This is a genomic window from Beijerinckiaceae bacterium, from assembly GCA_004564215.1.
Lineage (GTDB): Bacteria > Pseudomonadota > Alphaproteobacteria > Rhizobiales > Beijerinckiaceae > Methylocapsa.
The window spans coordinates 809517-834628 of the sequence record CP024846.1 but is presented as its reverse complement, the minus strand read 5'-3'; the positions used below and the strand labels follow the sequence as shown (position 1 = coordinate 834628).

The 25112-nt window shown below is 58.8% G+C and carries 26 protein-coding genes; 17 read left to right on the top strand and 9 right to left on the bottom strand.

Annotated features, from left to right (window positions below):
• Positions 1 to 53: 53 nt before the first annotated feature.
• The gene (locus CU048_03970) at positions 54 to 1187 is read left to right on the top strand and encodes an anhydro-N-acetylmuramic acid kinase (protein QBR70567.1); all 1134 of its coding nucleotides are present in this window, start codon (positions 54 to 56) and stop codon (positions 1185 to 1187) included.
• Positions 1188 to 1216: 29 nt separating this feature from the next.
• Here CU048_03970 and CU048_03965 read toward each other — a convergent pair whose 3' ends face one another.
• A complete protein-coding gene (locus tag CU048_03965; protein ID QBR70566.1) occupies positions 1217 to 1672 on the bottom strand; it encodes a hypothetical protein in 456 nt (151 codons plus the stop codon).
• A 43-nt stretch (positions 1673 to 1715) separates the two neighbouring features.
• A complete protein-coding gene (locus CU048_03960; GenBank protein ID QBR70565.1) occupies positions 1716 to 2405 on the bottom strand; it encodes an alpha/beta hydrolase in 690 nt (229 codons plus the stop codon).
• Positions 2406 to 2805: 400 nt separating this feature from the next.
• Between CU048_03960 and CU048_03955 the strand changes: the two genes are divergently transcribed.
• The 6 genes from CU048_03955 (at position 2806) to CU048_03930 (ending at position 9567) form a co-directional block, all read left to right on the top strand.
• Complete coding sequence (locus tag CU048_03955) at positions 2806 to 3990, top strand: cysteine desulfurase (GenBank protein ID QBR70564.1); 1185 nt, start codon at positions 2806 to 2808, stop codon at positions 3988 to 3990.
• Positions 3991 to 4064: 74 nt separating this feature from the next.
• A complete protein-coding gene (locus CU048_03950) occupies positions 4065 to 5537 on the top strand; it encodes a Fe-S cluster assembly protein SufB (protein QBR70563.1) in 1473 nt (490 codons plus the stop codon).
• A gap of 83 nt (positions 5538 to 5620) precedes the next feature.
• The gene (gene sufC / locus CU048_03945; protein QBR70562.1) at positions 5621 to 6376 is read left to right on the top strand and encodes a Fe-S cluster assembly ATPase SufC; all 756 of its coding nucleotides are present in this window, start codon (positions 5621 to 5623) and stop codon (positions 6374 to 6376) included.
• A 12-nt stretch (positions 6377 to 6388) separates the two neighbouring features.
• Entirely contained in the window at positions 6389 to 7801 is a 1413-nt protein-coding gene (locus tag CU048_03940; protein ID QBR70561.1) for a Fe-S cluster assembly protein SufD, read from the top strand.
• A gap of 69 nt (positions 7802 to 7870) precedes the next feature.
• Positions 7871 to 9115, top strand: a complete 1245-nt coding sequence (locus CU048_03935; GenBank protein QBR70560.1) for a cysteine desulfurase — start codon at positions 7871 to 7873, stop codon at positions 9113 to 9115.
• Positions 9116 to 9156: 41 nt separating this feature from the next.
• A complete protein-coding gene (locus CU048_03930; GenBank protein QBR72646.1) occupies positions 9157 to 9567 on the top strand; it encodes an SUF system Fe-S cluster assembly protein in 411 nt (136 codons plus the stop codon).
• A gap of 30 nt (positions 9568 to 9597) precedes the next feature.
• Here CU048_03930 and CU048_03925 read toward each other — a convergent pair whose 3' ends face one another.
• The 3 genes from CU048_03925 to CU048_03915 all read right to left on the bottom strand — a co-directional run bounded on the left by CU048_03925 (position 9598) and on the right by CU048_03915 (position 11467).
• Positions 9598 to 10290 (bottom strand): disulfide bond formation protein DsbA, encoded by a 693-nt coding sequence (locus tag CU048_03925; protein QBR70559.1) that lies wholly within the window; start codon positions 10288 to 10290, stop codon positions 9598 to 9600.
• Positions 10291 to 10408: 118 nt separating this feature from the next.
• Positions 10409 to 10915 (bottom strand): DUF721 domain-containing protein, encoded by a 507-nt coding sequence (locus CU048_03920; GenBank protein ID QBR70558.1) that lies wholly within the window; start codon positions 10913 to 10915, stop codon positions 10409 to 10411.
• A 78-nt stretch (positions 10916 to 10993) separates the two neighbouring features.
• Positions 10994 to 11467: a glyxoylase gene (locus CU048_03915; GenBank protein ID QBR72645.1), complete on the bottom strand. Its 474-nt coding sequence runs from the start codon at positions 11465 to 11467 to the stop codon at positions 10994 to 10996.
• 66 nt (positions 11468 to 11533) lie between these two features.
• Here CU048_03915 and mutY point away from each other — a divergent pair, with 66 nt between their 5' ends.
• The 3 genes from mutY to CU048_03900 all read left to right on the top strand — a co-directional run bounded on the left by mutY (position 11534) and on the right by CU048_03900 (position 14197).
• On the top strand, positions 11534 to 12685 hold the full coding sequence (gene mutY, locus CU048_03910) for an A/G-specific adenine glycosylase (GenBank protein QBR70557.1): 1152 nt from the start codon (positions 11534 to 11536) through the stop codon (positions 12683 to 12685).
• 110 nt (positions 12686 to 12795) lie between these two features.
• Positions 12796 to 13065: a hypothetical protein gene (locus tag CU048_03905; protein QBR72644.1), complete on the top strand. Its 270-nt coding sequence runs from the start codon at positions 12796 to 12798 to the stop codon at positions 13063 to 13065.
• A gap of 67 nt (positions 13066 to 13132) precedes the next feature.
• Positions 13133 to 14197: an EamA family transporter gene (locus tag CU048_03900; protein ID QBR70556.1), complete on the top strand. Its 1065-nt coding sequence runs from the start codon at positions 13133 to 13135 to the stop codon at positions 14195 to 14197.
• A 24-nt stretch (positions 14198 to 14221) separates the two neighbouring features.
• On the opposite strand, the gene CU048_03895 is transcribed toward CU048_03900, so the two are convergent.
• Together CU048_03895 and CU048_03890 are read right to left on the bottom strand one after the other, a co-directional pair.
• The gene (locus CU048_03895) at positions 14222 to 15415 is read right to left on the bottom strand and encodes a modification methylase (protein ID QBR70555.1); all 1194 of its coding nucleotides are present in this window, start codon (positions 15413 to 15415) and stop codon (positions 14222 to 14224) included.
• Positions 15416 to 15673: 258 nt separating this feature from the next.
• A complete protein-coding gene (locus tag CU048_03890; GenBank protein ID QBR70554.1) occupies positions 15674 to 16282 on the bottom strand; it encodes a ribonuclease HII in 609 nt (202 codons plus the stop codon).
• Between the two features lie 283 nt (positions 16283 to 16565).
• On the opposite strand from CU048_03890, the gene CU048_03885 reads away from it, so the two are divergent.
• From CU048_03885 to CU048_03875, 3 genes are read left to right on the top strand one after another with little or no spacing between them, the layout of a single operon-like run.
• On the top strand, positions 16566 to 17954 hold the full coding sequence (locus CU048_03885) for a mannose-1-phosphate guanylyltransferase/mannose-6-phosphate isomerase (GenBank protein QBR72643.1): 1389 nt from the start codon (positions 16566 to 16568) through the stop codon (positions 17952 to 17954).
• Positions 17955 to 17996: 42 nt separating this feature from the next.
• On the top strand, positions 17997 to 18479 hold the full coding sequence (locus CU048_03880) for a hypothetical protein (protein QBR72642.1): 483 nt from the start codon (positions 17997 to 17999) through the stop codon (positions 18477 to 18479).
• Positions 18476 to 19174 (top strand): ribonuclease T, encoded by a 699-nt coding sequence (locus CU048_03875; protein ID QBR70553.1) that lies wholly within the window; start codon positions 18476 to 18478, stop codon positions 19172 to 19174. Before CU048_03880 ends, CU048_03875 begins: the two co-directional genes overlap by 4 nt.
• Positions 19175 to 19255: 81 nt before the next feature.
• Here CU048_03875 and CU048_03870 read toward each other — a convergent pair whose 3' ends face one another.
• Positions 19256 to 19564: a hypothetical protein gene (locus CU048_03870; protein QBR70552.1), complete on the bottom strand. Its 309-nt coding sequence runs from the start codon at positions 19562 to 19564 to the stop codon at positions 19256 to 19258.
• A 282-nt stretch (positions 19565 to 19846) separates the two neighbouring features.
• Between CU048_03870 and CU048_03865 the strand changes: the two genes are divergently transcribed.
• The 4 genes from CU048_03865 (at position 19847) to CU048_03850 (ending at position 23571) form a co-directional block, all read left to right on the top strand.
• A complete protein-coding gene (locus CU048_03865) occupies positions 19847 to 20689 on the top strand; it encodes a 23S rRNA (adenine(2030)-N(6))-methyltransferase RlmJ (protein ID QBR70551.1) in 843 nt (280 codons plus the stop codon).
• A 129-nt stretch (positions 20690 to 20818) separates the two neighbouring features.
• Positions 20819 to 21031 carry a cold-shock protein gene (locus CU048_03860; protein QBR70550.1) on the top strand — a complete coding sequence of 71 codons (213 nt, stop codon included), beginning with the start codon at positions 20819 to 20821 and terminating at the stop codon, positions 21029 to 21031.
• Positions 21032 to 21387: 356 nt separating this feature from the next.
• Positions 21388 to 21900: a MarR family transcriptional regulator gene (locus CU048_03855; GenBank protein ID QBR72641.1), complete on the top strand. Its 513-nt coding sequence runs from the start codon at positions 21388 to 21390 to the stop codon at positions 21898 to 21900.
• Between the two features lie 369 nt (positions 21901 to 22269).
• Positions 22270 to 23571: a murein L,D-transpeptidase gene (locus CU048_03850; GenBank protein ID QBR70549.1), complete on the top strand. Its 1302-nt coding sequence runs from the start codon at positions 22270 to 22272 to the stop codon at positions 23569 to 23571.
• Between the two features lie 46 nt (positions 23572 to 23617).
• Here CU048_03850 and CU048_03845 read toward each other — a convergent pair whose 3' ends face one another.
• Entirely contained in the window at positions 23618 to 25069 is a 1452-nt protein-coding gene (locus CU048_03845; GenBank protein QBR70548.1) for a hypothetical protein, read from the bottom strand.
• Positions 25070 to 25112 lie beyond the last annotated feature (43 nt).

Sequence of the window (25112 nt, the reverse complement as noted above, 5' to 3'; positions counted from 1 at the left end):
GATTGTCTCATGGTCCACGCCGTCTGACACCTTAAAATGACGGAGTTATAACCATTTCACTTACCCGTGCGATAGGGCTTATGAGCGGCACGTCGATGGATGGCGTTGACGTTGCGTTGATTGAAACGGACGGGCAAGAGACAGTCCGGCTCGGGAGCACCGGTTTTTTCCCTTATGCCGAGGAAGATCGCGTTCTGTTGCGCCAAGCCATCGAAGCGGCAGCCTCACTTGACGACAGGCAGTCGAGACCCGGCGCCTTGGCACGCGCAGATGCCATGGTCACGGACCGCCATGTGCGTGCGGTGGAAAGCTTTCTCAGCGCCGAGAACCTCGACCGCGGGCAGATCGATCTGATCGGCTTTCATGGCCAAACGGTTTTGCACCGGCCGGAGCGGCGCCTCACCGTTCAGATCGGCGATGGCGCGGCGCTCGCCGAACGATTAGGCATCAAAGTTGTCCATGACTTTCGTGCCGCCGATGTCGCGCAAGGAGGGCAGGGAGCCCCGCTTGTGCCCATCTTCCACCGCGCGCTCGCGGCGATGGCCGGGTTTGCCGAACCGGTGGCGGTCATCAATATCGGCGGTGTCGCCAATCTCAGTTATATCGCGCCCGGCCAGCCGCCGATTGCGTGCGACACGGGTCCTGGAAATGCCTTGCTTGACGATCTTATGTTCAAGCGGTTCGGAGTGGCGCTCGATCGGGAAGGCGCCACCGCCGACAAAGGGAAGATCGACACTGCGATCTTGCGCGAACTTCTCGCCCATCGGTTTTTCGCCGTCCCGCCGCCAAAATCGCTCGACCGGAACGATTTCTCGGGCGTTCTCGTCGATGGGCTCTCAACCGAAGACGCGGCGGCAACGCTCACCGCTTTTACCGCCGCGAGCATTGCGGGCGTCCTGCCGCATTTGCCGGGGTCTCCTTCGCTTGCGATCGTTTGCGGCGGCGGTGCGCACAATAAGACATTGATGCGGGAATTGTCGGACCGTTTGCCATGCCCTGTCGTTTCGGCAACGGCCATAGGCTGGTCAAGCGACGCGATGGAAGCGCAAGCCTTCGCCTATCTGGCGGTGCGCAGTTTAAAGAAGCTGCCCCTTACCTTTCCGACGACCACCGGCGTCGAAAAGCCCTTACCCGGCGGTATTTGGTCTGGCGCGCCAAAGTCCGCAAACTTCGGCGTACTGTCGTAAGTCGTTTAGATCTGAGGGCGGTGGGACCGCTATCTGCTCGGATCGTCGGCGACGTCGGAGTAGGTCATTTCAAACGGGCCTTGTCCGTGGACCTGAATGACGGTCTGCTCCGTCGTCCAGGCGTAATGATTCATGCCGGCAGGAATTTCGACAAAACCGCCGGAGGCAACTTCTGTGCCTTTGCTCATATCGAGCTTGTTCCCCATGCCGATATGAAGGTTGCCCATCAGGACGGTGATAGATTCAGCTAAAGGATGGGAGTGCGCTGGAATCTTGTAATTGGCGGGGAATTGCAGGCGCACGACAAACAGCCCCTCCGTTTCCGGGTTTCCAGCCACCAGGGCAGCGTTCGCGCCCTTCGGAAACATGGCCGGCGCCTCGGACCAAACCAGCGTGGCGGCGCTCACGAAGCGCGCTTGTTCCTCGGACAAAGCCGGAGCGATCCCAGCCAAGAACACCGCGATCGAGAGCAGTATTTTTCGCATTGTTCCCCCCCCCACATCTTATTTTTATTTGGCGAAATCGAACCTATCGGCGTTCGGCCGGCTCGCTGCGGGTCGGCGTCGGGAGTTTTGGCGGATTTCCCAGGCGGCGGTCAAGATAAAGCCCGACTTCTTCGATCAGGGGTTCAACGCAATTTTCAAAAAAATGATTGGCGCCGGGTATGACTGCATGCTCGATCGAAATGCCTTTCTGCGTTTTAAGCTTCTCGATCAGTCCTGTGACTTCCTTTAACGGCGCAACGCGATCCTGATCGCCATGCACGAACAGGCCGGACGACGGGCAGGGCGCGAGAAACGAGAAATCGAACCGGTTGGCCGGCGGGGCAATGGCGACGAAGCCTTCGATTTCCGGCCGCCGCATCAACAGCTGCATGCCGATCCAGGACCCGAACGAAATTCCGGCTATCCAGCAGGCTCGCGCTTCCGGATTAATAGCCTGCGCCCAATCGAGCGCGGCCGCCGCGTCGGACAACTCGCCTTGGCCATGATCAAAATCGCCTTGCGAGCGGCCGACACCGCGAAAATTGAAGCGGAGCACGGAAAACCCTCGCTCCGCAAATGTGTAATAGAGATTATAAACGATCTGATTGTTCATCGTCCCGCCGAATTGCGGATGCGGGTGCAAGATGATCGCAATCGGCGCTCCGCGGATTGTGGAAGGGTGAAACCGTCCTTCAATGCGGCCGGAGGGACCGTTGAACATGACCTCGGGCATTCTTGCTCCATCGTTATTGCCGCATTTGCAGCGGCCTTAAATGATCCAGAAATGCGACAGACGGAGTTTTGGCGCGATCTGGGCCATAGTTTCCGGTTTGAAGCGTGGATTAGTCCTTGTATCTTGGCATTTTCCAATTGGCATACGCTGACCGGATTGGGGCCCGTTGCCTTGACTTGCGCGCTGATCGGCGCCTAAGAGAAGTTTAGCGTCCATGCGGCGGTTCGGATTGAGAGAAGCGGGCTCTTGTTGGCTCCGCGACATCCTGACGATCCTGATAAATCCATGGGACCTTCTAGCACGTATGCCCCCTTGGATTGCAAGAGCTTTTGGATTGCAATCCGTTTCCCGCGGGCGCGTCGGCCAGTCGCTTCGTTCCTTGAATTGGTGAGTTTCCGTTGTGCCGCGGACCCGTGTGTATCTCGACCACAACGCCACGACGCCCCTCCATCCGGCGGCGCGAGAGGCAATGTGCGCCGCGTTTGAGCGCTGTGGCAACGCTTCGTCCGTTCATGCCGAAGGCCGTGCCGCGCGCGCCTTGATCGAAACCGCTCGTGGCGAAATCGGGAGCTTCGTCGGTGTCGCCGCTGAAAATGTGGTGTTTACCTCGGGCGGCACCGAGGCGCTGAACCTGGTATTGACCCCGCATATCGGTGCTCCGGGCCAGGAGACCAGAGCGTTCGACCGCCTGTTCGCGGCGGCCGGCGAACATGCCGCGGTCCTGAGCGGACATCGGTTCCCGCCGGCTCAGCTGGAACTTGTCGGTTTGACGCCGCACGGCACACTCGACATCGAGGCCCTTGATTTTGCGCTCGCTCGCGCTCTCGCTGCCTCGCAGCATGTCATGCTCGCCCTTCAGGCCGCCAATAATGAGACGGGCGTTCTCCAGCCGGTGGCGGCTGCTGCGGAGAAAATCCACGCCGCCGGCGGCTACGTCGTTTGCGACGCGGTTCAGCTTGCCGGGAAGTCCGATTGTCGATTCGAGAGCTTTGGAGCCGACGCAATTGTGCTTTCGGCTCATAAATTTGGTGGGCCTCAAGGCGTTGGCGCCGTTTGCTTTGTCTCCGACTCCACCCACATAAGAGATGTGCTCCTACGGGGAGGCGGCCAGGAGCGCGGCCTCCGCGGGGGAACGGAAAACGTCTCCGGGATTGCGGGGATGGCGGCGGCCCTTCGCGCGGCGAAGGCGCGGGTAAAAGAGCAGGCTGTGGAACTGGCGGCCTTTCGGGACGGCCTGGAGGCGGAAATTTCAAGAATCGCAGCTGGCGCGGTTTTTTTTGGTGCTTGCACGGCGCGGTTGCCGAATACATCCTGCTTTGCCCTCCCGGGGATTGAGGCGCACCTCTTGCTTATGTCTTTGGATATGGAGGGTATTGCGGTATCATCGGGTTCTGCCTGTTCGTCCGGAAAGGTGAAGCGCTCTCACGTCTTGACCGCGATGGGGGTGGAGCCGGACCTGGCAAGAGGGGCAATCCGGGTTAGTCTTGGATGGGATTCGCAGCCTGAAGATTGCGCTTCGTTCGTAAAGGCGCTTGAAAGGACGGTGGGCACGATCAAGGCGAGGCGGAATCAATCCGCCGCATGAATCACCGGTTTTCCGGTTTCTTTTAAAGTGTCTGAACCAGCGGTCCTTGAAACCGCCAAGGTGAGGAGAATGGTATGGCTGCGGTCCAGGAGACCGTCGATCGCGTCAAGGCGATCGACGTCAGCGAATATAAGTATGGATTTTTTTCCGATATTGAATCCGACAAAGCCCCAAAGGGCCTCAATGAAGATATTGTCCGGTTCATTTCAGGCAAAAAGGACGAGCCGGACTGGCTGACCCAGTGGAGGCTTGAGGCCTATCGGCGTTGGCTGACCATGCGTGAGCCGCACTGGGCCCGGGTCGATTTCCCCAAGATCGATTACCAGGAGCTTTACTATTATTCGGCGCCCAAGACCGCGGCCGGCCCGAAGTCGCTCGATGAGGTCGATCCCGAACTTCTTAAGGTCTATGCCAAGCTCGGAATTCCGCTGCGCGAACAGGAGGCGCTAGCGGGCATTGCCCCAGAGCGCAGAGTGGCGGTCGACGCTGTCTTCGACTCCGTATCGGTTGTCACGACCTTCAAGGAAGAACTCGCCAAGGCCGGCGTAATTTTCTGTCCGATTTCGGAAGCCGTTCATACCCATCCCGAACTTGTCCGGAAATATCTAGGATCGGTCGTGCCCTCGACCGACAATTATTACGCGACGCTCAACAGTGCGGTGTTCTCGGACGGATCTTTCGTCTATGTGCCCCCGGGCGTTCGCTGCCCGATGGAACTGTCCACCTATTTTCGGATCAACGAACAAAATACCGGGCAGTTCGAGCGGACCCTGATCATTGCCGACAAAGGCAGCTATGTTTCCTATTTGGAGGGCTGCACGGCACCCAAGCGGGACGAAAATCAGCTGCATGCGGCGGTCGTCGAGCTGATCACCCTTGATGATGCAGAGATCAAATATTCGACGGTGCAGAACTGGTATCCGGGCGACGCGGACGGCAAGGGTGGGATCTATAATTTCGTCACCAAGCGCGGCGATTGCCGCGGCGTGAACTCCAAGATCTCCTGGACCCAGGTCGAGACCGGTTCCGCGATCACCTGGAAATATCCTTCCTGCATCCTTCGCGGCGACAGGTCGCGCGGCGAGTTCTATTCGATCGCCATTTCGAATGGCCGCCAGCAGGTCGATTCCGGCACCAAGATGATCCATTTGGGCAAGAACACGACGAGCCGTGTCATTTCCAAGGGGATCTCCGCCGGAAGGTCGCAAAACACCTATCGCGGTTTGATTTCGGCGCATCGCAAGGCGGTGGGTGCGCGGAATTTCACCAATTGCGATTCACTTCTCATCGGCAATTCCTGCGGCGCTCATACGGTGCCCTATATCGAGTCGAAAAATCCAAGCGCACAATTCGAGCATGAGGCGACGACCTCGAAAATTTCCGAGGATCAGCTGTTCTATTGTATGCAGCGCGGGATATCGGCCGAGGCGGCGACGGCCTTGATCGTCAATGGCTTTGTTCGCGACGTGCTGCAGCAGCTGCCCATGGAGTTCGCGGTGGAAGCGCAGAAATTGATTGCGATTTCGCTGGAAGGCAGCGTTGGCTGAGTCCCATCCGAGGCGACGAATTCGGTTGAGCCGCTGCGGCTCATGATCGGCGCGCCAAGAAAAACTAATCGAGGATCGAAATCGTGCTTGAAGTGAAGAACCTCAATGTCTCCATCGGCGGGCGCAAGCTCCTCGATGATCTAAATCTCACTGTGAGAGACGGCGAGGTTGCAGCGCTGATGGGGCCAAATGGCAGCGGCAAGTCGACGCTGTCCTATGTCATCGCCGGGCGCAAGGACTACGACGTGGAGAGCGGAGAGGTATTGCTGAACGGCGAGAATATTCTAGGCCTCGAGCCCGATGTCCGCGCCGCGAAGGGACTTTTCCTGGCCTTCCAATATCCGATCGAAATTCCTGGCGTCGCAACCCTGACCTTTCTGAAGGCTGCTTTGAATGCGCAGCGTGCCCTGCGCGGGCAGGAGGAGCTTTCAACTCCAGACTTCATGAAGAAGGTCAAGGCTGCGGCCGATAAGCTCGACATCAAGCCGGATATGCTCAAGCGTGGGCTCAATGTCGGTTTTTCCGGCGGCGAGAAAAAACGCATGGATATCCTGCAAATGGCGCTTCTGGAACCTTCCTTCGGCATTCTTGACGAGACGGACTCAGGACTCGACATCGACGCACTGCGCGTGGTTGCTGATGGCGTGAATGCGCTGCGCTCGCCGAAGCGCGGGTTCCTGGTCATTACCCATTATCAACGGCTGCTCGATTATGTGGTGCCCGATACGGTGCACGTCATGGCGCAGGGCAGCATCGTACGAAGTGGCGGCAAGGAGCTGGCGCTCGAACTCGAAAAAAGCGGCTACCGCGATTATGTCACCGAACCTACGGCCGCCTAGGGCGAAGTTGAAATGAGCATCGAAATCATCTCCACGCGCACGCCCGCCGAAGCCTTCTTGGCGGATGTGTTTGGCGCGACCAAAGCCCTGCTTCCCGGGAACGCCGACGTTGCCACATGGCGAGAGAAAGCCTTTGAGACATTTCGGGCATCGGGGCTGCCCCACCGCCGCGTGGAGGCTTGGCATTACACCGATCTGCGGGCGTTCATGCGCCAGGCCTTGCCGATCGCAGCGCCCCCGGACGCGGCATCTATCAAGGCCTTGCGAAACGACCTCACCAAGGCCGGCGCGCCCGCACCCCGGCTCGTTCTGGTCGATGGCTTTTTCATTCCGGAACTGTCCGAAGGCTTGCCAAGCGGACTAAGAGTCCACTCGCTCGCGTCCGTCTTGTCCGAAGGACGGTCCCATCTGATTGCGCTGTTATCCGCGCAAGATCTCGGTACGTTCGATCCGGTCGTGTCCCTGAACGCAGCTTTGATGCAGGATGGCGTCGTCATCGAGGTCGCGCCAGGGGCGGTCGTTTCCGAACCGATCAACCTCATTCATGCGGCGACCTCGCGTGCTCCCTCGGCCCATTTCTCGCGCTCGGCCCTGATCATCGGAGCCGGCGCTTCGATCCGTCTCGCCGAATGGTGCCATCCTCACGGCCATGTCGAAAGCTGGCCAGCGAGCCAAGCCAATGACTGCCTGATCATCTCGCTTGGCGATGAAGCTAAACTTGCCCGTACCGAGATGGTGACGGGCGCGGCTCCGGGCAGCGTGCGGCTTGAAAGCTGCATGGTGCGGATGGGCGCGAAGGCCACATTTGAAAACTTCGCGCTGGTGTTGGGGGAGGGCCTTCTTCGGCGCCAGATGTTCCTGCGCTTCGAGGGGGCGGGATCGCAAGGATTGCTCAGCGGCGTGTCGCTTCTGGCCGGCCGGGAACATGCCGATACGACCTTGCTGGTCGAGCATGTGGGCCAAGGCTGCGTCAGCCGCGAGACGTTCAAATATATTCTCGACGAGGAAGCGACCGGCGTATTTCAAGGCAAAATCCATGTCGGTCGGGACGCCCAAAAAACCGATGGCAGAATGCTTTGCAAGGCGCTGCTTCTCTCCGATACGGCCGCGATGAACAGCAAGCCGGAGCTGGAGATTTTCGCCGACGATGTTGTTTGCGGCCATGGCGCGACCTGCGTCGGCCTTAATCTCGAGCAATTGTTCTATCTTCAAACCAGGGGCTTGCCCTTCGCCCAGGCCGAGGCGCTTCTTTTGGAGGCTTTCGCTGGCGAAGTGATCGATGAAATAGGACATGAAGGGCTGATCGAAATATTCCGTCGCCAAGTGGTCGCTTGGCTTTCGGCGCGGCGCCTGCCGAAGCCGGTAGCTTCAATCGCCGACGACACCGAGGAGCTAGTCGCAGCCTCGCCTGAAAGAGGAGTTTAGGCCGATGCAGTTCGCGCGCCGTACCAAAATTGTGGCCCTCGTGACGCCTCGTCAGCTGGGGAGCAACGCATGAACAAGCATGTGGCCGCTGACGCCCCTTTCGATGTCGCCGCGCTGCGCGCGGATTTTCCGATCCTTTCGACGACGGTCTATGGGAAGCCGCTGGTCTATCTCGACAATGCCGCTTCGGCGCAAAAACCGAAACAGGTCGTCGACCGGATGGTCCAGGCGACCTATCACGAATATGCGAATGTGCATCGCGGTCTGCATTATCTCGCCAATGCGGCCACCGACGCCTACGAAGCGGCGCGCGAAAATGTCCGCGCTTTTCTCAACGCCGGATCCGTCGAGGAAATCATCTTCACGAAATCGGCGACTGAAGCGATCAACCTCGTCGCCGCGTCATTCGGCGAGGCCTTTATCCAGGAAGGCGACGAGATCGTCCTCTCGATCATGGAGCACCACGCCAATATCGTGCCCTGGCATTTTCTGCGCAAGCGCAAGGGCGCCGTCTTGAAATGGGTGGACGTCGACGACGAGGGAAACTTCTCCCTCGACGCGTTCGAGAAGGCATTGACGCCAAAGACGAAAATTGTCGCCCTAACTCATATGTCGAACGTGCTCGGCACGGTGACTCCGGTTAAGGAGATCGTCAGAATAGCGCACGAGCGCGGCATCCCCGTATTGATCGACGGTTCGCAAGCCGCGGTGCATCTCGACGTGGATGTGATCGATCTTGACGTCGATTTCTACGCGGTCACCGGTCATAAGCTCTATGGGCCGACCGGCGTCGGCGCGCTCTTCGGCAAGAAGGCGTGGCTCGAGAAGATGCCGCCCTTTCTCGGCGGCGGCGAGATGATCAATGAAGTGACCACCGATAACGTTACCTATAACGAGCCGCCGCATCGCTTCGAGGCGGGAACCCCGCCCATCATCCAGGCCGTCGGCCTTGGCGCCGCCATGAATTATATGCGAGCGATCGGCCGCGATCGCATTCATGCACATGAAATGGCCCTGAGCGACTACGCGCACCGCCGTTTGTCGGCAATCAACTCGTTGCACATCTACGGCCGCGCGAAGGGCAAGGGTGCGATCATCTCTTTCAACATGCACAATGCCCACGCCCATGACGTTGCGACCGTTCTCGACCGTTCCGGGGTCGCGGTGCGGGCCGGAACGCATTGTGCCCAACCGCTTCTCGCGCGTTTCGGCGTTACGGCGACCTGCCGAGCCTCGTTCGCGCTTTATAACACGCTTGAGGAAATCGATGTTTTCGCCGAGGCGTTGGTAAAGGCGGAGCGCTTGTTCGCGTGAGCGCAGGTGAAAATGACTTGATGAAGGAATGGGAGCCAAGTATGGCCGAAACGCAAATCGCCGATGGCCAGGAAGTTGCGGAGGCGCAGGACGTGCTGCCGAACGAGCCGCGATGGCTTTTCGACGGATCGATTCCTGAGCCGGAGCGCACGCGTCTGAGGGACGATGTCGTTTCGGCCTTGAAAACCGTGTTCGATCCTGAGATCCCGTGTGATATTTATGAACTCGGACTGATCTACAAAGTGGATGTCGGGGAAGATCGCCAGATCAAGATCGACATGACGCTCACCGCGCCGGGCTGCCCCGTGGCCGGCGAACTCACGCGATCGATCGAAACTTCGGTGGGTGGGGTTCCAGGCGTACTCGGCGTCGATGTCGCAGTCGTATTTGATCCGCCGTGGGATCAGGGGCGCATGTCGGATGAAGCGCGCGTGTCGCTCGACATGTTTTGATGTTTCGTGCCGCCGGGAGCGGCCGATGGATCAGCCTTTCAGTAGCGGATCCAGCAGTTTCGCAAGCCCGTCTGGCGGTATCTCCCCATTTTCCTTCTTGCCATTGATGAAGAAGGTTGGCGTCGCGTTCACTCCGAATTTTTCGGCGGCCAAATCATGGACCTTGGTGATCTTGTCGTAAAGATCCTGGTCCTTGAGGCAGGCCTCGAAGCTGGCTTGGCTCATTCCGGTTTGCTTGAGAAGGCTGGTCAGGGCTTCGAGCGGTTTTTCGGAAAAAGCCCAGTTCTTCTGTTGGGTGAAGAGGAGATCGACAATCGCATTGCGCTTGTCGTCCCCGGCGCAGCGGGCGAGCATAAAACCGGCCGTTGCCAATGGATCAAGCGGAAACTCGCGCAAGATGAAGCGGACCTTGCCGGTGTCGATATATTTGCTTTTCAGTTCGGGAAAAGTGGCCGTATGGAACGCCGCGCAATGCCCGCATGTCATGGAGGCATATTCGACGATGGTGACGGGCGCGTCGCTTTTGCCCAAAGCGACGTCGGGCAAAGCCTGAACGGCCATCAGCTGATCCATCGGAAGGGCGGCGCTTTCGGCCCTCACCGGGGCCGGGAGATCGCCAAGCACACCGAAAAATCCCGCGATGGTCAGACCGGCCGCAGCCATGACCTCAAGAACACCGCGATGGCTTCTCAAGCCGGACTGGCCGGTTTTTGGCGAATGCATGAATAAGTGCTCCATCGACAGTGGGGCGCAGATTTGCCTGATTACCTAGCACGAAGGCAAGTCAATTTTTGCGGAGAGCTTTTTTCCAATCGGCGTCATTAACCCATTCTAAAAGACCTTAGCGCGGGCCGAGGACGCGAGCCCCTAGTCGCGACAAGGCGCTCCGCAAGGGTTCGTCCGTAACATCGCCGACGAGTTTTTCCGCGACCGCCATCGCCGCCTCATCGGGGGGGGATTTGATCCGTGTGGACACCGCGCGCGCCGCGACCGGTCCCTGTTTGAGGGTAAGACGGGAAACGCAGCGCCAGCCGAAATGGGCATTGACGCGTTCGATGACGATGGGCGCCAAATGTTGCAGTTCCAGCGCAAATCCCGACTCGACGCGCACGACCAGGACCGCCGAATCGGCGCCGTCTTGTCCGGCGCGCCCGTGGTCGCGGGGCGGCCACAGCAGTTTTAGGGGCTGCGACATTGTGGCCAGTCTTTCACCGACAATATCGTCCCAAAATAAAATCAGATCCGACTGACCGAAGCCTTGCCGTGTCAGAAGCGGATTAATCGCGGGCCCGACGAGATCGGCGAGCGGTCGGGACCAAGGGATTTTGCGGCCAGGAAATCTTGCCATTTGTCTGTGTCATCTCGCGATGAAAGTTCATCGCGGCTCGATCCTAACACGCCTTGTCCCCCGTGTTGAACCCCGCCCTCAGGCTGCGCTCACGCCAAACAATTGTTCGGCGCGCTTCTTCAGTTCCTGAGGCGAAATGTCCTCCACGTGGGTCGCGATCCACCACCGATGCCCGTAAGGGTCCTCGAATTTGCCGCCGCGGTCCCCGTAAAACTGGTCCATGACCGGGCGAAGAACCTTGAGGCCCGCCCCAACCGCACGGCTTGTGAAGGCATCGACGTCCTCGACATAGAGGTGGATCATGACGGGGGTCCCGCCGATCGTTTGCGGGCTCAACGCGTCGTGATCAGGAAACTCGTCGCAGAGCATGATCCGGGCCTCGCCGATTTCAAGTTCCGCGTGTCCGACCTTACCCTCATGCGCAATGCAGAGCGTTTCGGTTGCGCCGAAGGCTCTCTTGTAGAAAGTGATCGCTTCACTGGCGTTGCCCACGCTAAGATAGGGTATTGCGCCGTGATGCCCTTCGGGTATCGGCTTAACCGTCCCACTCATTTTGGTCCCCTCGCTCTGCCCCTTGTTCATAGGTCGGTAAAAAGATCGACAAAACGAGGCACATCTATGGCCTTCCCGATACGCCTCGACGCAGAGGCGGCCGCTCCTGCCGCCGCGGTCCTTGCTTGGTACGATGCCCATCGCCGCGATTTGCCTTGGCGGGCACGACCGGGAGAGCCTGTTGATCCCTATCGGGTTTGGCTTTCGGAAATCATGCTGCAACAGACGACGGTCACGGCCGTGAAACCCTATTTTGCAGCCTTTTTGGCGCGCTGGCCGGATGTCGACCTTTTGGCCGAGGCCCCCCTCGACGCGGTCATGCAGCAATGGGCCGGGCTCGGATATTATTCGCGCGCGCGCAATCTTCATACCTGCGCACAAATTGTCTCCGAGCGGTTGGGTGGCAAGTTCCCGGACACGGAAATGCAATTGCGGGAGTTACCCGGAATTGGGCCTTACACGGCGGCGGCCATTGCGGCGATCGCTTTTGGGCGCCCGGCGGTCGTCGTCGATGGCAATGTCGAGCGAGTCGTTGCCCGGCTGTTTGCGATTGAAACTCCGCTCCCGGCGGCAAAGCCCGCGATCAGGGCCATGACCGGCGAGATGACGCCGCTGGAACGGGCCGGTGACTTTGCCCAGGCAATGATGGATATTGGCGCCACGATCTGCACCCCTAAGCGTCCATCCTGCTCCCTATGTCCATTGCAGAAGCTTTGTCGCGCCCACGCGTCGGAACAGCCGGAACGTCTGCCACTCAAGGCGCCCCGGGCGGAGCGGCCCCTGCGCCTCGGCGCCGCGTTTTTTGTGCAGCGCGAGGATGGATCGGTTCTTGTCCGCACACGGCCGCCGAAGGGGTTGCTCGGCGGTATGAGCGAACTGCCGGGGACCGTTTGGGAAACCGGTTTCGACCCGGCGTTGGCGGTGGCGCAGGCGCCGATGGCCGGCGCGTATCGGAAGCTTGATCGTAGGATCACCCACGTCTTCACCCATTTTGCGCTTGAGCTCGATATTTACGTGGCTGAGGTCGGCCGCGCCGAGCGCCCGCCCGCGGGCTACCGCTTCGTGTCAGGTCCTGGCCTGGATAGGGAGGCTTTTCCCAGTGTGATGCGCAAAGTGATCGCCGAGGTACGTCAAAATGCCGCGCATCATATAATGGCACCGGAGCTGGCACTGGCGCCCGACGCAAAAATAAGGCAAAACAAAAGCATAGAGCCGTAACTCTGGACCGGAACGGCAATCGGGACGAGAGTCGTTGCGCTTCGATCAGCTCAAGGCGCTCAAATTCTCGCCTCTCGCCAAGCATGTCCTTGCGAAACCACCTGCTCAACATGGCCAAGGGGCGCGACCCGGAACCGAAGATTACGCTGACCGAGGGATCGGTGCGCGTTCGGCGTGGCGAAAAAATTTTAACGCTGCTGCCGCTTCCCAATTTCCCCAACGCAGAGGATCCACCCGATTTCATTGTCGATCTGGATGGCATTCTTTGTTGGGACGCGCCGCACCAGGCGATCGAAATTGAAATCGAGGAGCTCGGCTACATTGTGCATGCGATCGAGGAGGAGTTCGAGCGGCTAGGGCTGAAGGTCGAGTTCGAATAACGCACGCACCAAAAAAGGCGCAGAGTTTTTGATTGGACCCTGCGTTGAACCATATCGAGGGCACGCTATGACACAAAGAAAGCTTGCCCACCTGTGGCCCGGCGTTCCCTTGGCGTTGGGTTCGGCAGTTCTGTTTGGCGCCTCAACGCCTCTGTCAAAACTTCTCCTTGGATCGCTCAGCCCGCAACTGCTCGCCGGCGTGCTTTACCTCGGGGCCGGAGTTGGTCTCGCCGCGGTTCACTTCGGCCGCGCGGCGCTGGGCATCCCGTCCGCAGATGCTCCCTTGCGGCGTGGCGATCTCCCTTGGCTTTGTGTGGTGATCGTCTTCGGGGGGCTCGCCGGTCCGCTTTTGCTGATGCTCGGGCTTGCCCGCACGGACGCAGCATCGGGCGCGCTGTTGCTTAACCTTGAATCCCTTGCAACGATGGCAATCGCGTGGCTGGCATTCCGGGAAAATGTCGACCGGCGCCTCTTGCTCGGCGCCTTCTCAATTCTCGCGGGCGCGGTCGTGCTTTCCTGGGGCGGGGAGGCGATCAGCCTGAACAGCGGCGCGGTGTTGATCGCGGCGGCATGTCTGGCTTGGGGCATCGACAACAATCTCACCCGCAAGCTCTCCAGCGCCGATCCCGTGCTGATTGCCATGATCAAGGGACTGACGGCGGGGGCGGTGAACACGGCCCTCGCTATTGGGTTGGGCGCCACTTGGCCATCGCCCGGGATGCTGGCGGCTTCGGCTGGCGTCGGCTTTCTTGGTATCGGCGTCAGTCTTGTCGCCTTCGTGTTGGCTCTGCGCCATCTCGGTGCGGCGCGAACGGGGGCTTACTTCTCGCTGGCGCCGTTCATCGGAGCGATGATCGCGATTGTGCTGCTTGGCGATCCGGTAACCGCGAAGCTGCTCGTCGCGGGCGGCTTGATGGGATTAGGCCTCTGGCTGCATGTTGTCGAATGGCACAAACACGAACATGACCACGGCGGGCTCGAACATGAACATATCCATGTGCACGATGCACATCATCGGCATGCTCACGAGGGGCTGGTGAGCGAGCCGCACTCCCATTGGCATCGCCATGAGCCGCTGCGTCACTCGCATCCGCACTACCCGGACCTGCATCACCGGCATGATCACGGATAGGAAAAAGCGCAGCCGCCGGCGGCCCTATTCTGCTGCCTGAAGGCTCGCGCGCACCATGGAGCGCAGGACATCGATCGGCTCGAACTTCCCCTTGCGTTCGAACCGCCAAAACATCCAGCCGTTGCAGGCGGGCAAGCCCTGCGTCAGCGCGCCGATCTTATGAATCGAGCCGGTGACCGTGCCGATCGAAACGGTTCCATCGGCGCGCACGACCGCCGAATGGCGTTTTTTCTCATCGACCAGAAATTCACCCGGTTGGAGCAATCCGGCTTCGACGATGGCGGAAAAAGCGACGCGCGGCTCCGAACGTTTGTTGGGGACCGCCGCGATGGCGTCCGATGGCAGCGTTTCCACGCCGGCGATCCGGGCTCTGGCCGCCTGCGCGTAGCCCGCATCGCGTTCGATACCGATGAAGCGTCGGCCAAGTTTTTTGGCGGCGGCGCCGGTCGTTCCTGAACCAAAGAAGGGATCGAGAACCACGTCGCCCTCATTCGAGGCGGCGAGCAGGACGCGCGAGAGCAAGGCCTCCGGCTTCTGCGTCGGATGACATTTTCGGCCGGCAGAATCTTTCAGGCGTTCCCCGCCGGTACAGATCGGCAGAAACCAATCGGAGCGGACCTGGCAATCCTCGTTGCCGGCCTTCAGCAATTCATAGTTGAAGCTGTAGCTTTTGGCGCCCGCGCTTTTGGCTGCCCAGATCAACGTCTCATGTGCATTGGTAAAGCGCCGCCCCCGAAAATTCGGCATGGGGTTGGCCTTGCGCCAGATGATATCGTTCAAGATCCAAAATCCCTGATCCTGCAAGATCGAGCCGACCCGGAAAATATTATGATAGGAGCCGATGACGAAAATCGTTGCGTCCTTCTTCATGACGCGGCGCACGGCAGCAAGCCAAGATCGTGTAAAATTGTCGTAGTCCGAGAAGCTTGAGAACTTGTCCCAATCATCGTTGACCGCATCGACGAGACTTTGGTCCGGACGCGATAGCGCGGATTCGAGCTGCAGATTATAGGGCGGATCGGCAAACACGAGATCAACGGACTCCGGCGGAAGCCTGGCCAGCTCATCCATGCAGTCGCCGACAATGATTTTATTCAGCGGGAGTGCATCCGCCCTATGCTCAGGGCGGGGCGTGGCGGAGCGCGCCGCCGAAATCCCAGTACGCATGACCTTGATCTGAGATTTCGGGCCGGCCGCCCCGGCACGTTCGCTACGCATGAACTCGAAACCGATACGCTATGGAGGCGACGGGTCGCGCAACGCGGCCGTGGGCTCCTCAGACTTTCGTCTCGTCGAGACGAAAAGCAGCAATGGGCCAACGTTTATTTCCCGATGATGTCGTTGGACCGAAATGAGCTTGCGTCGCGTTCGGTAAAGACGACGTTAAGTGGCGATTTCCGGCCTGTCTCTTTTTCGCACGTCTCGCGAGGAGGCGAGCAACGGCCGACCATGCTCACAAAGCTGTCGGGATGCCGGTTAGGTTTCAGCGAAGGGCCGGAAACTGCGGCGATGGAAAGGGCAGGGCCCATGCTCGGCGATCGCCGCCAGATGTTTTTGCGTGGCGTATCCGTAATGCTCGCTGAACCGATAGGCGGGATAATGACCGCAGAGGCGGCGCATCAACCGGTCACGCGAGACTTTGGCGACGATGGAGGCGGCGGCGATCGACAATACGGCGGCGTCACCCTTGATGATCGCCTCGCTCGGGCAGCAAAGATCGGTCGGCAAATCGTTCCCGTCGATCAGGACATGGCGGGGCGTGACCGAAAGCGCCGCAAGCGCCCGCCGCATAGCTGAGAATGTTGCTTGCCGGATGTTGATCCGGTCGATCTCGGCGGCAGTCGCGAACGCGACCGTCACCGCGACCGCGCGCAACATGATTTCTTCATAAAGTCGTTCGCGTTCTTCAGGGTCAAGCTGCTTGGAGTCATTCACGCCACGCGGCAGCTTGCGCGGATCGAGCACGACCGCAGCGGCCGCAACCGGTCCCGCCAGCGGCCCACGGCCGGCTTCATCGATCCCCGCCACCGGCCAAATATCGCGTTTCAACAGTTTTCTTTCGACGCGAAAGTCAGGCTCCCCCATGCGACAAATATCCTCAGGTCCGCTTGCCCTTGCCCGATTGACGGCCTCATCTCCCTAGTACCGCAAATCGATCGAATTGCGTAGGGTGGCCGGCAAGTGAGAAATCTCACCGGGCATGATTGATAAAACCGGTCAAATCTTAGAAACAGGCGACATTTCCGGCACAACCGTTTATTGTTGGGCAATGCATTGGATCAGGCCCGATCTCGGATCCTGGTGACCCGCCGATGTGGTCGATCGTCTCTGCGAGGAGCAAAAAAGCGTGAAAATCCTTCCGGTCATCATGTGCGGCGGTTCGGGAACGCGGGTTTGGCCGGAATCTCGGGAAAGCCTGCCGAAGCAGTTCATCTCTCTGGTCGGCACTCTCTCGACGTTTCAAATGGTGGCTCAAATCCTCGACAATGAGATCTTTGAGACGCCAGTCGTGATTTCCAACCATGATTATCGTTTTCTCGTTGCCGAGCAATTGCAGAAAATCAAGCGCGAGGCTCGCATCGTTCTTGAGCCGATCCGCCGGGATTCCGGCCCGGCTGTCGCGGTTGCCGCTGAACTTGCCGCGCAGGCTGGCCCCGACACGATCGTCGCAGTCCTCGCCGCCGACCACGTGGTGCGCGATCAGGAGGGTTTTGTCGCGCTCTGCAAAAAGGCAGCCCAAGCGGCGGCGCAGGGCTATATCGTGACCCTCGGCGTCAAGCCGAGCGAGCCGGCCACGGGCTATGGCTATATCAAGCCTGGAAAGACGGTGGATGCGGATGGCGGCGTCTTCAAGGTGGCGGGATTCGTCGAAAAGCCCGATGCCCCCACCGCGGAAAAATATGTGGCGGAAAATTATTACTGGAACTCCGGCAATTTCATTTTTCGCGCCGATGTGATGCAGGATGAGCTGCGCAAATTCGAGCCGGTCATGGCAGAGGCGGCGGCCGCCGCCGTGGCGAAGGCAAAACAGGATTTGAATTTCCTGATTCTCGATGCGGAGGCCTTCGCTCAAGCGCCGAAAAAGTCGATCGATTATGCCGTCATGGAGCGCACAAGCAAGGCGGCGGTCGTCCCCGCCGACATAGGCTGGTCGGATGTCGGCAATTGGCAGGCAGTTTGGCAATTGTCGGATCGTGATGATAAAGGCAATTCGATCCGGGGGCGGGGCGTCGTCATGAACGCGTCAAACGTTCACGTCCGCTCCGACGATCATCTGACCACCGTCGTCGGCGTCGACGATGTCATCGTCGTCACCACCCAGGATGCCGTGCTGGTGCTCAATCAAGCGTATGGGAACGATGTCAAGCAACTGGTCGATCTTTTGAAATCCGAGAACCATCCCGAAGCGCTGGAACATAAGCGTTCCTATCGGCCGTGGGGCTATTACCAATCGGTGGATTCAGGCGCGCGGTACCAAGTCAAGCGGATTGTCGTGAAACCGGGCGAGCGGCTATCCTTGCAGAAACATTTCCATCGCGCCGAGCATTGGATTGTCGTCAAAGGGACCGCGGAGGTCACCCGCGACAACGAGATCCATCTGGTGCATGAAAACGAGTCGATCTATCTGCCGATCGGGTGCGTGCACAGGATGGCAAATCCTGGCCGGATCGATCTGGAGCTGATCGAGGTTCAAACTGGCTCTTACCTTGGCGAAGATGATATTATTCGGCTGCAGGACGTCTACAATCGCGGCTGAGATCACCGCAAGGGGCTAATCGGGGAGAGTCCTTTTTCCATGATGCAACCAAAAATTCTGCGCGCGCTTTCGGCTGCGCTTCCAGGGGCCTTGTTCGCGGCGATTCTGGCCGGGGCAGTGGGGTCCTTTTCCCCTCCGGCGATTGGACGCCCGCTCGTTCCGGCCGAGCGGCGGTATAGTCCCTACAATGGCATTTTGCCTCCCTGCAACGATCTCAATGTCTTCGAGCGGATCCAATCGCGCTTCCATGCTCGCGAGGCCGAGTTTTGGAACACCGGGCTTGAGATTCTCGGCTTCGAGCGGATCCAGGAGATCGGTTACCGCACCAACGGGCTCGATTATATTCCCCGCCGCTACTGCGTGGCGCTCGCCGATATGAACGACGGAAAAATTCGCGAGATTTCCTATTCGATCGACCAGGATCTCGGAATCATCGGATGGTTCGGCTTTGGCGTCGAATGGTGTGTCGGCGGACTCGACCGAAACGACGCCTATGCTCCCAATTGCAAAATGGCCCGGCCATGAGCAGGTTCGGCTTGCAGATGCTTTCCGCTCCACGCCCCGCGGCCTCTGCCGGCTGCTTGGTGGCCGTCATCGTTGCGGCGTTTCTTTTGTGGCTCTCTCCCGCGCGGGCCGAGTCGAACACACCGGGCGAATTCGATTTTTACGTCCTCTCCCTTTCCTGGTCTTCGAGCTTTTGCGAGACGGCCGCGGCCGTGCGCGCGCATGGCCAGTGCGATGCCGGCGCCAATCAGGGGTTTGTCGTCCATGGACTCTGGCCGCAATATGAACACGGATTTCCGTCGGAGTGCAGTCCCGCCGCCCGGTTTCCCTCGCGTATAGCGCTGCAAAGCGCGCAGGGTCTTTATCCCGACGAAGGTCTCGCTCGCCATGAATGGCTGAAGCACGGCACATGCTCGGGGAAAAGTCCCACCGATTATTTTGCCGATGTACGCCGCGCGCGTGACTCTCTAATCATTCCGCCCCCGTTTGTCGCCGCCAAGGAAAAGCAGCTTTGGACGCCCATCGACATCACGCGGGCGTTTATCGCGGCCAATCCCCGGCTGCGTCCGGGGATGCTGGGCGTTGCCTGCAAGAACGGCGTCCTGCAGGAGGTTAGAATCTGCTTTGGCAAGGATCTGCGCGAATTCCGGTCGTGCCCGGACATCAGCCATCAAGGCTGTCACACGCGCGAAGTGTCCGTCCCGCCGATTTTGTGACCATCGTCGCAAAACCTCCACCGGCACGCGCGACGCCGATGGAGGGAGGTTGGGCCTACATTGCCGATTTTGGCGAATTGATCAGTTACAGACACGGACCCGCTGCACGATATAGGCATAGCCATTCCACACTTGCTGTGGCTCCCACCAGCAGCGCGGCGGGGGCGGGGCATAAACGGGCGCGTAATAGACCGGCGGCGGAGGCGGGGGCGGAGCGGAACCTGCGATCGCGGCTCCAGCGAGGGCGCCGAGGGCGACGCCTCCGATCACACCGGCGGCAATCGCGCCGCCATCACCGGCTTGGGCCGGAACAGAGACCGACGCCAAAGCTGCAATTGTGACGCTTGCAGCGACGCTTATCCTAATGGATTTACCCAAGGTCTTCCGCATAAAACTTCTCCACGGCTGGGATTAAAACAGCTGTTACGTCTATTCGAGGCAATAAAAGGTCTGTGACCGATGATCACTCGTCTGTAGCAATCTGATCGCCAACTGAACTGCATCCATCTCCTGCAGCCAAAGCATTTTCTTAGCATTGCGGCGAAGATGTGCCGAACTTGCCGCAATGCTCTCACGGCAAACTAAGCAGTTTTGCCGCGAAGGAGCAGCAAAGCTTTCAATGAACAGTTTAATCAGACGTTAATGAACGCGCAGACGCGATAGGTTGCCTGAATGAATTACCGTCACGATTTTCATGCTGGCAATTTCGCCGATGTTTTCAAGCATATTTTTCTCACGCGTATTTTGTTTCACCTGGAAATGAAGCCGACCGCTTTTCGATACATCGAAACTCATGCGGGGAGCGCGCTTTACGATCTTTTGAGTCCGGAAGCCGGAAGGACGACCGAATGGCGCGGCGGTATCGGTAAACTCGTCGCGGCCAAACTCTCCCCTGAGGTGCAATCGCTCGTCGAACCCTATTTGCGAATCGCGACGCCTCTTCTTCGTTCGGACTCTCTTCGCTATTCGGGGTCGCCTTGGATCGCCAAGGCCATGCTGCGACGTCAGGACCGGATGATTTTCTGCGAACTGCATCCGCGGGCCTTCGCCAGATTAAGCGCCAATCTCCACGGAGATGCGAGAGCTAAGCTTTTCAATATGGACGGATATAAAGGACTTTCCGCCTTCATTCCGCCGATCGAACGGCGAGGGCTTGTTTTGATCGATCCTCCATTCGAGGACATGCATGAACTCACAAAGGCCTTGGATGCAATCACCGCGGCTTGGCGGAAATGGGCGACCGGCATTTTTATGCTTTGGTATCCGGTCAAGGACATCGAGACGGTCGCCTCAATGACGCAAACCCTGGTCCTACGGGGGGTCAAGCGCGTCTTGCGCCTGGAGTTCCAAATTGACGAGCCTAAGCCGCTGGAATCCTTGGTCCGGTCAGGGCTCATCATCGTCAATCCGCCGTTTCGCCTTGACATCGAAGCAGACGTCATTTTGCCTTGGCTGGCCGACTGCCTCGGCGTGGGGCTCGCGGCCTATTCGATCGATTGGTTAAGCGGCGAATAGCGAGCTTGCCAAAGCTCGCGGCAGCCCCAGTTTGTGGGGGGCGAGTTCGTTTTTTGCGAGCCCGATTGGCGTGGCGTTAAGACCGCGGCTCCTTGATTGAAAGAAAATTGATTGGAAGGAATACGTCCTATGTCGCAGCAGGGAACCATCAAATTTTTTAACGCGGAGAAGGGCTACGGCTTTATAAAGCCCGATGATGGCGGGCGCGATATTTTCGTTCATATCAGCGCGGTCGAGAGTGCGGGATTGCAATCGCTGAACGAAGGGCAGCGCCTCGCGTATGAGATCGAGGCCGACAAGAAGGGCAAAGGACCGAAAGCGGTCGATTTGCGATTATTGTAGCAGCTCTAATTTGTTAGGCTGCCTCACCCGACAGTGGACGTTCGCGGCTTGCGAGGGACGGGGACAAACGCGCTCGAGGCCTTTTGCGCCGTCGCGGAACTGTACCTCCAACCTGCCGGCGCGCATCGATTCGACGTCTTTGTTGCTTGTTAATATTTGAAGTTGAACGGCGGCATTAGTTCGAAGCAAAGCAAGTTAAGAAAGTTAATCGTAAGAAAGTCTTTAATTCATATCTCATTGACCGCAACATATAAACGCGAGATTCAGTTTGTTGCTTAAACTGGTTTTCATTTGTGTCGCATAATTTTCGATGCATGGACGGCGATAGTCGCCGCATTGCAAAGATGAGGTTGGACATGATCAATGCTCAAAAGAGCGATGTTTCGCAGGCTCGCGCCGCCCGGATCGCCGAGGTTCGCCCGGCCTATCTCGCGGCCTTGACGTTGGTGGAACGGCTGCACCGACGGCTTCTCGACGTGATCAAAGATGAATTCGACCGGCGCGGTCGTAGCGACGTAAACGCGGTGCAGGCCCTCCTGCTTTATAATATCAGCGATAAGGAAATGACGGCGGGGGAACTGCGCACGCGCGGGTTCTATTTGGGCTCGAATGTGTCTTACAACGTCAAGAAACTGGTCGATGAGGGGTATCTGCATCATGCGCGCTCACGCATCGACCGCCGCGCGGTTCGGATCAGTTTGACCGACAAAGGCCGTGAGGTTCACGATATTGTTTCCGGTCTCTACAGCAAACATGTGACCACGGTCGAACAGATCGGCGGCATCAGCTGCGATGAATTCGCGAATCTCAACCAGTCTTTGGCGCGTCTCGAGCGATTCTGGACCGATCAGATAAGGTTCAGGCTGTAGCGGCGCCAAGGTGAAGATAGAGCTTGTGGCTGCCTAATGTTGCAGAAGGAGACAATTCGCCTCAAACGCCACAAAATTGCCGCCCTGTTTGTGCCTTTTTAACCATTATCGCGCCAGTTCAAAGGTGAGGTCATCACGACGCTTTCTGTGAGGCGCTGAGATTGGTCTTTCTAGGTGCATTCCTGAACGCCGCCACCGGCCCTGCGCTCCGGTCGCGCTTTATTCATCGTATCGAATTGCACGTGCTGTATCGCGGGCACCCGGTCGGATGAGCCGAAGGCATGGGAGGTCGAGGCATTGAGGTTCAAGACTGAAAAAGTTTCACTGCACTTCTGTCATATTACTCCTTTCACGCGCGCCGCCGCCCTTGTGGGTCTCATCAGCGGGTTCGCTTTGTGTGAAACGCAGGGCGGCGCTGCCGCCAGCGACGCGCTGTTCAGCGAACAGGCCGAATGGGCGCAGCGCTACGATGCAGATCCCCACCTCGCGGTCAGTCGGTCGAACACGCCTGTTCTTTCTGTGCAAACCTTTACCGCCACCGAACAGGCGATCGAAACCTATCGTCAGATCGTCGCCAATGGCGGCTGGGCAACGGTTCCGTCCGGGCAACCCCTCAAGCTCGGTTCCAACGGCCCTGCGGTGGTCGCACTCCGCAAGCGTCTCGCAGCCTCCAACGATCTCGATCCTTCGGCCGGAACGTCGCCGATCTTCGATTCCTATGTCGATGCCGCGGTCAAGCATTTCCAAGCCCGCCACGGTCTGCTTCAAAGCGGTGTGGTTTCGAAGGAAACGTTTGCCGCGCTGAATGTCCCGGCCGATGTGCGCCTGCACCAGCTTGAGGTGAATCTGGTGCGCCTGCGCTCTTATTCCGGCAATCTCGGTGATCGGTTCGTCATGGCCAATATTCCGGCGATGGCCGTCGAGACCGTCGATAATGGTGTCGTGGCCACCCATCACGCCGCGGGCGTTGGCAAGATCGACCGCCAATCGCCGGTCATGATGACGAGGGCGATCGACATTAATTTCAATCCTTATTGGACGGTGCCCGCTTCAATCATCCGCAAGGATTTGATTCCGCGCATGCAAAAGGATGCGAACTATCTAAGCGACCACAAGATCCGCATTTTCAACAAAGACGGTCAGGAACTTTCACCTGGCCAAATCAACTGGAATTCTCTCGACGCGGTCAATTACAAGTTCCGTCAGGATCCGGGCGGCGATCTCAATTCGCTTGGCGTAGTACGAATCAACATCAACAATCCCTATGGCGTCTACATGCACGACACGCCGGAAAAGGGAATTTTCGGCGATGACGACCGATTCGTGTCGTCAGGCTGTATCCGCGTCCAGAATGTCCGCGACTATGTTGCCTGGCTTCTCAAGGATACCCCCGGTTGGGACCGTGAACATATCGATGAAGCGATCCGGTCCGGTCAGCGAATCGATGCCAAGATCGCCAGCCCAATTCCGGTTTATTGGGTCTATATAACCGCCTGGGCCACGCCCGACGGTCTCGCGGAATTCCGCGAGGACATCTATCAGCGGGACGGGTTCAGTCCGGCTGTCACGGAAGCTTCGTCGAGCCCGCTCCCTCAGATCCAGCGGCAGCCGGAAGCTCGCGCGGTGAGCGCGCGCAGTCCGACCCTTGAACCGATGAACGAGGACGAATAGGCGGCGATCGGAGAAAGTCATCGATCAGTGACTTTCGCATTGGTCCCTATGGCTGAAGGATCCGGAATTCGACGCGCCTTTGATTGCGGAGGCGGTTGCTGCGCCCTTCCAGGGTGCCAGCGTTATCAGCCATGGAGTTGGCGCTGCCATAGCCCTTGGCGCTCAGCATGGCGGGATCGACCCCCTCACGCACAAGTGCTCGGCGAACGGCATCGGCACGTTCTTGGGAGAGCTGCATATTGACGGTGAGATTGGCTGCGCCATTCGTAAAGCCGCCGATCTCAACCACCGTGCCAGCCGGCAATTTTTTGATCAGACCGGCGACCTGCCGCACAACCGGTGTACCGCGCCTTGGCAGCTCGGTGGCATTGGGCGGGAAATAGATGGTCGGGAAGTTTACGGCCGGCTGATTGGGGAGGGTTGGCTGGTTGGGAAGGCTGACATCGCTCGGACCGGGTCTTGGCGTCACAGCCGCCGTTTTGATCGAGCCTCCTTCTATGGCCGCTACAGTGAATTGCATCCCAAGGTCTGATTTTAAGGAAGCCAAAATTCTGTCGCGGTCCGCAGAAGGAATGGCTCCCCCGACGCGAACCGCACTGCCTTCGAACAGAGCGAGCGATCCGGGCGCCTTGAAATTTTCGAGCGTGGTCCTGAGCGTTCTAGCCCATTCAGCAGGGGCCGCTTGGGGGTCGACGGTGATTTCTCCGCTGAGCCGATTGGGTTCGAAAACGGTTTTGAGGGCGTCCAAAACCGCGGTACGGGCGGCGTTGTCTTCCACCCGACCCGAATAGAAAATATGGCCGTCCTGGTTTCTGAGCGACAGGCGGGCCGGCATCGTCGGCGTGCGTGGGGACGTTGTCAGTGCCGGCGTATTTTGAACGACGACCGGCGTCGACTCGACCGGCAGCGCGGGACCGTTGGTCTTGCCCGATGCAATGAAAAATCCGAGGAGTCCCAGGGTTACCAGAAGAGCAGCTCCGGGAATCAGCATCCAGTCGAGCCGCGGTGGTTCCCGACCCTCCATCCTCCGTGACGGGATGCGATCGGCTCTTTCGTGCGCGGTATCGTCGCGGGGAAGGGCGGCAACCAGAAATCTCGATACGGAAGGAGGCAGCGTGGACGGGATTACGCCGCTCGGTGCCAAAAAGCCGATGATCCTAGGAATAGTGTAGCCCAAAACCGTTCCAGTAAAGCTTTGGCTCATCCCGACCTTATGGGCGATCTCATAGACGACGTTGGATCCCAGCGAGAGCTCCACCTGGCGTGCGGAAAGCGGGATGGCACCCGACTCACTGGACCAGGACGCAACCTCGGACCCGAAGCCTGCTACCTTGAAATTATTGAGAAAATTGCTGATTCCGCCGGGTTCATCGGCGATCAGACGCAACGCCTCGTGCATCAACGGGCGGGCCTTGGGGCCGAGATGATATCGTGCGCCGATTTCTTGAATGAGTTGGTCGAAGCTGGCCATTTCCGGTTCCTTTTGGGAAAAGCCCATCCGCACAGCTGCCGATTACGCTCTTTTCTCCAATCTCTAATAA

Bases quoted from the DNA above. Each gene is read 5' to 3' on its own strand.
- CU048_03965 (QBR70566.1), bottom strand. From the start codon at position 1,672: ATGCGAAAAATACTGCTCTCGATCGCGGTGTTCTTGGCTGGGATCGCT.
- CU048_03960 (QBR70565.1), bottom strand. From the start codon at position 2,405: ATGCCCGAGGTCATGTTCAACGGTCCCTCCGGCCGCATTGAAGGACGG.
- CU048_03950 (QBR70563.1), top strand. From the start codon at position 4,065: ATGGCTGCGGTCCAGGAGACCGTCGATCGCGTCAAGGCGATCGACGTC.
- CU048_03940 (QBR70561.1), top strand. From the start codon at position 6,389: ATGAGCATCGAAATCATCTCCACGCGCACGCCCGCCGAAGCCTTCTTG.
- CU048_03935 (QBR70560.1), top strand. From the start codon at position 7,871: ATGAACAAGCATGTGGCCGCTGACGCCCCTTTCGATGTCGCCGCGCTG.
- CU048_03930 (QBR72646.1), top strand. From the start codon at position 9,157: ATGGCCGAAACGCAAATCGCCGATGGCCAGGAAGTTGCGGAGGCGCAG.
- CU048_03925 (QBR70559.1), bottom strand. From the start codon at position 10,290: ATGCATTCGCCAAAAACCGGCCAGTCCGGCTTGAGAAGCCATCGCGGT.
- CU048_03920 (QBR70558.1), bottom strand. From the start codon at position 10,915: ATGGCAAGATTTCCTGGCCGCAAAATCCCTTGGTCCCGACCGCTCGCC.
- CU048_03915 (QBR72645.1), bottom strand. From the start codon at position 11,467: ATGAGTGGGACGGTTAAGCCGATACCCGAAGGGCATCACGGCGCAATA.
- mutY (QBR70557.1), top strand. From the start codon at position 11,534: ATGGCCTTCCCGATACGCCTCGACGCAGAGGCGGCCGCTCCTGCCGCC.
- CU048_03905 (QBR72644.1), top strand. From the start codon at position 12,796: ATGGCCAAGGGGCGCGACCCGGAACCGAAGATTACGCTGACCGAGGGA.
- CU048_03900 (QBR70556.1), top strand. From the start codon at position 13,133: ATGACACAAAGAAAGCTTGCCCACCTGTGGCCCGGCGTTCCCTTGGCG.
- CU048_03895 (QBR70555.1), bottom strand. From the start codon at position 15,415: ATGCGTAGCGAACGTGCCGGGGCGGCCGGCCCGAAATCTCAGATCAAG.
- CU048_03890 (QBR70554.1), bottom strand. From the start codon at position 16,282: ATGGGGGAGCCTGACTTTCGCGTCGAAAGAAAACTGTTGAAACGCGAT.
- CU048_03885 (QBR72643.1), top strand. From the start codon at position 16,566: ATGTGCGGCGGTTCGGGAACGCGGGTTTGGCCGGAATCTCGGGAAAGC.
- CU048_03880 (QBR72642.1), top strand. From the start codon at position 17,997: ATGCAACCAAAAATTCTGCGCGCGCTTTCGGCTGCGCTTCCAGGGGCC.
- CU048_03875 (QBR70553.1), top strand. From the start codon at position 18,476: ATGAGCAGGTTCGGCTTGCAGATGCTTTCCGCTCCACGCCCCGCGGCC.
- CU048_03870 (QBR70552.1), bottom strand. From the start codon at position 19,564: ATGCGGAAGACCTTGGGTAAATCCATTAGGATAAGCGTCGCTGCAAGC.
- CU048_03865 (QBR70551.1), top strand. From the start codon at position 19,847: ATGAATTACCGTCACGATTTTCATGCTGGCAATTTCGCCGATGTTTTC.
- CU048_03860 (QBR70550.1), top strand. From the start codon at position 20,819: ATGTCGCAGCAGGGAACCATCAAATTTTTTAACGCGGAGAAGGGCTAC.
- CU048_03855 (QBR72641.1), top strand. From the start codon at position 21,388: ATGATCAATGCTCAAAAGAGCGATGTTTCGCAGGCTCGCGCCGCCCGG.
- CU048_03845 (QBR70548.1), bottom strand. From the start codon at position 25,069: ATGGGCTTTTCCCAAAAGGAACCGGAAATGGCCAGCTTCGACCAACTC.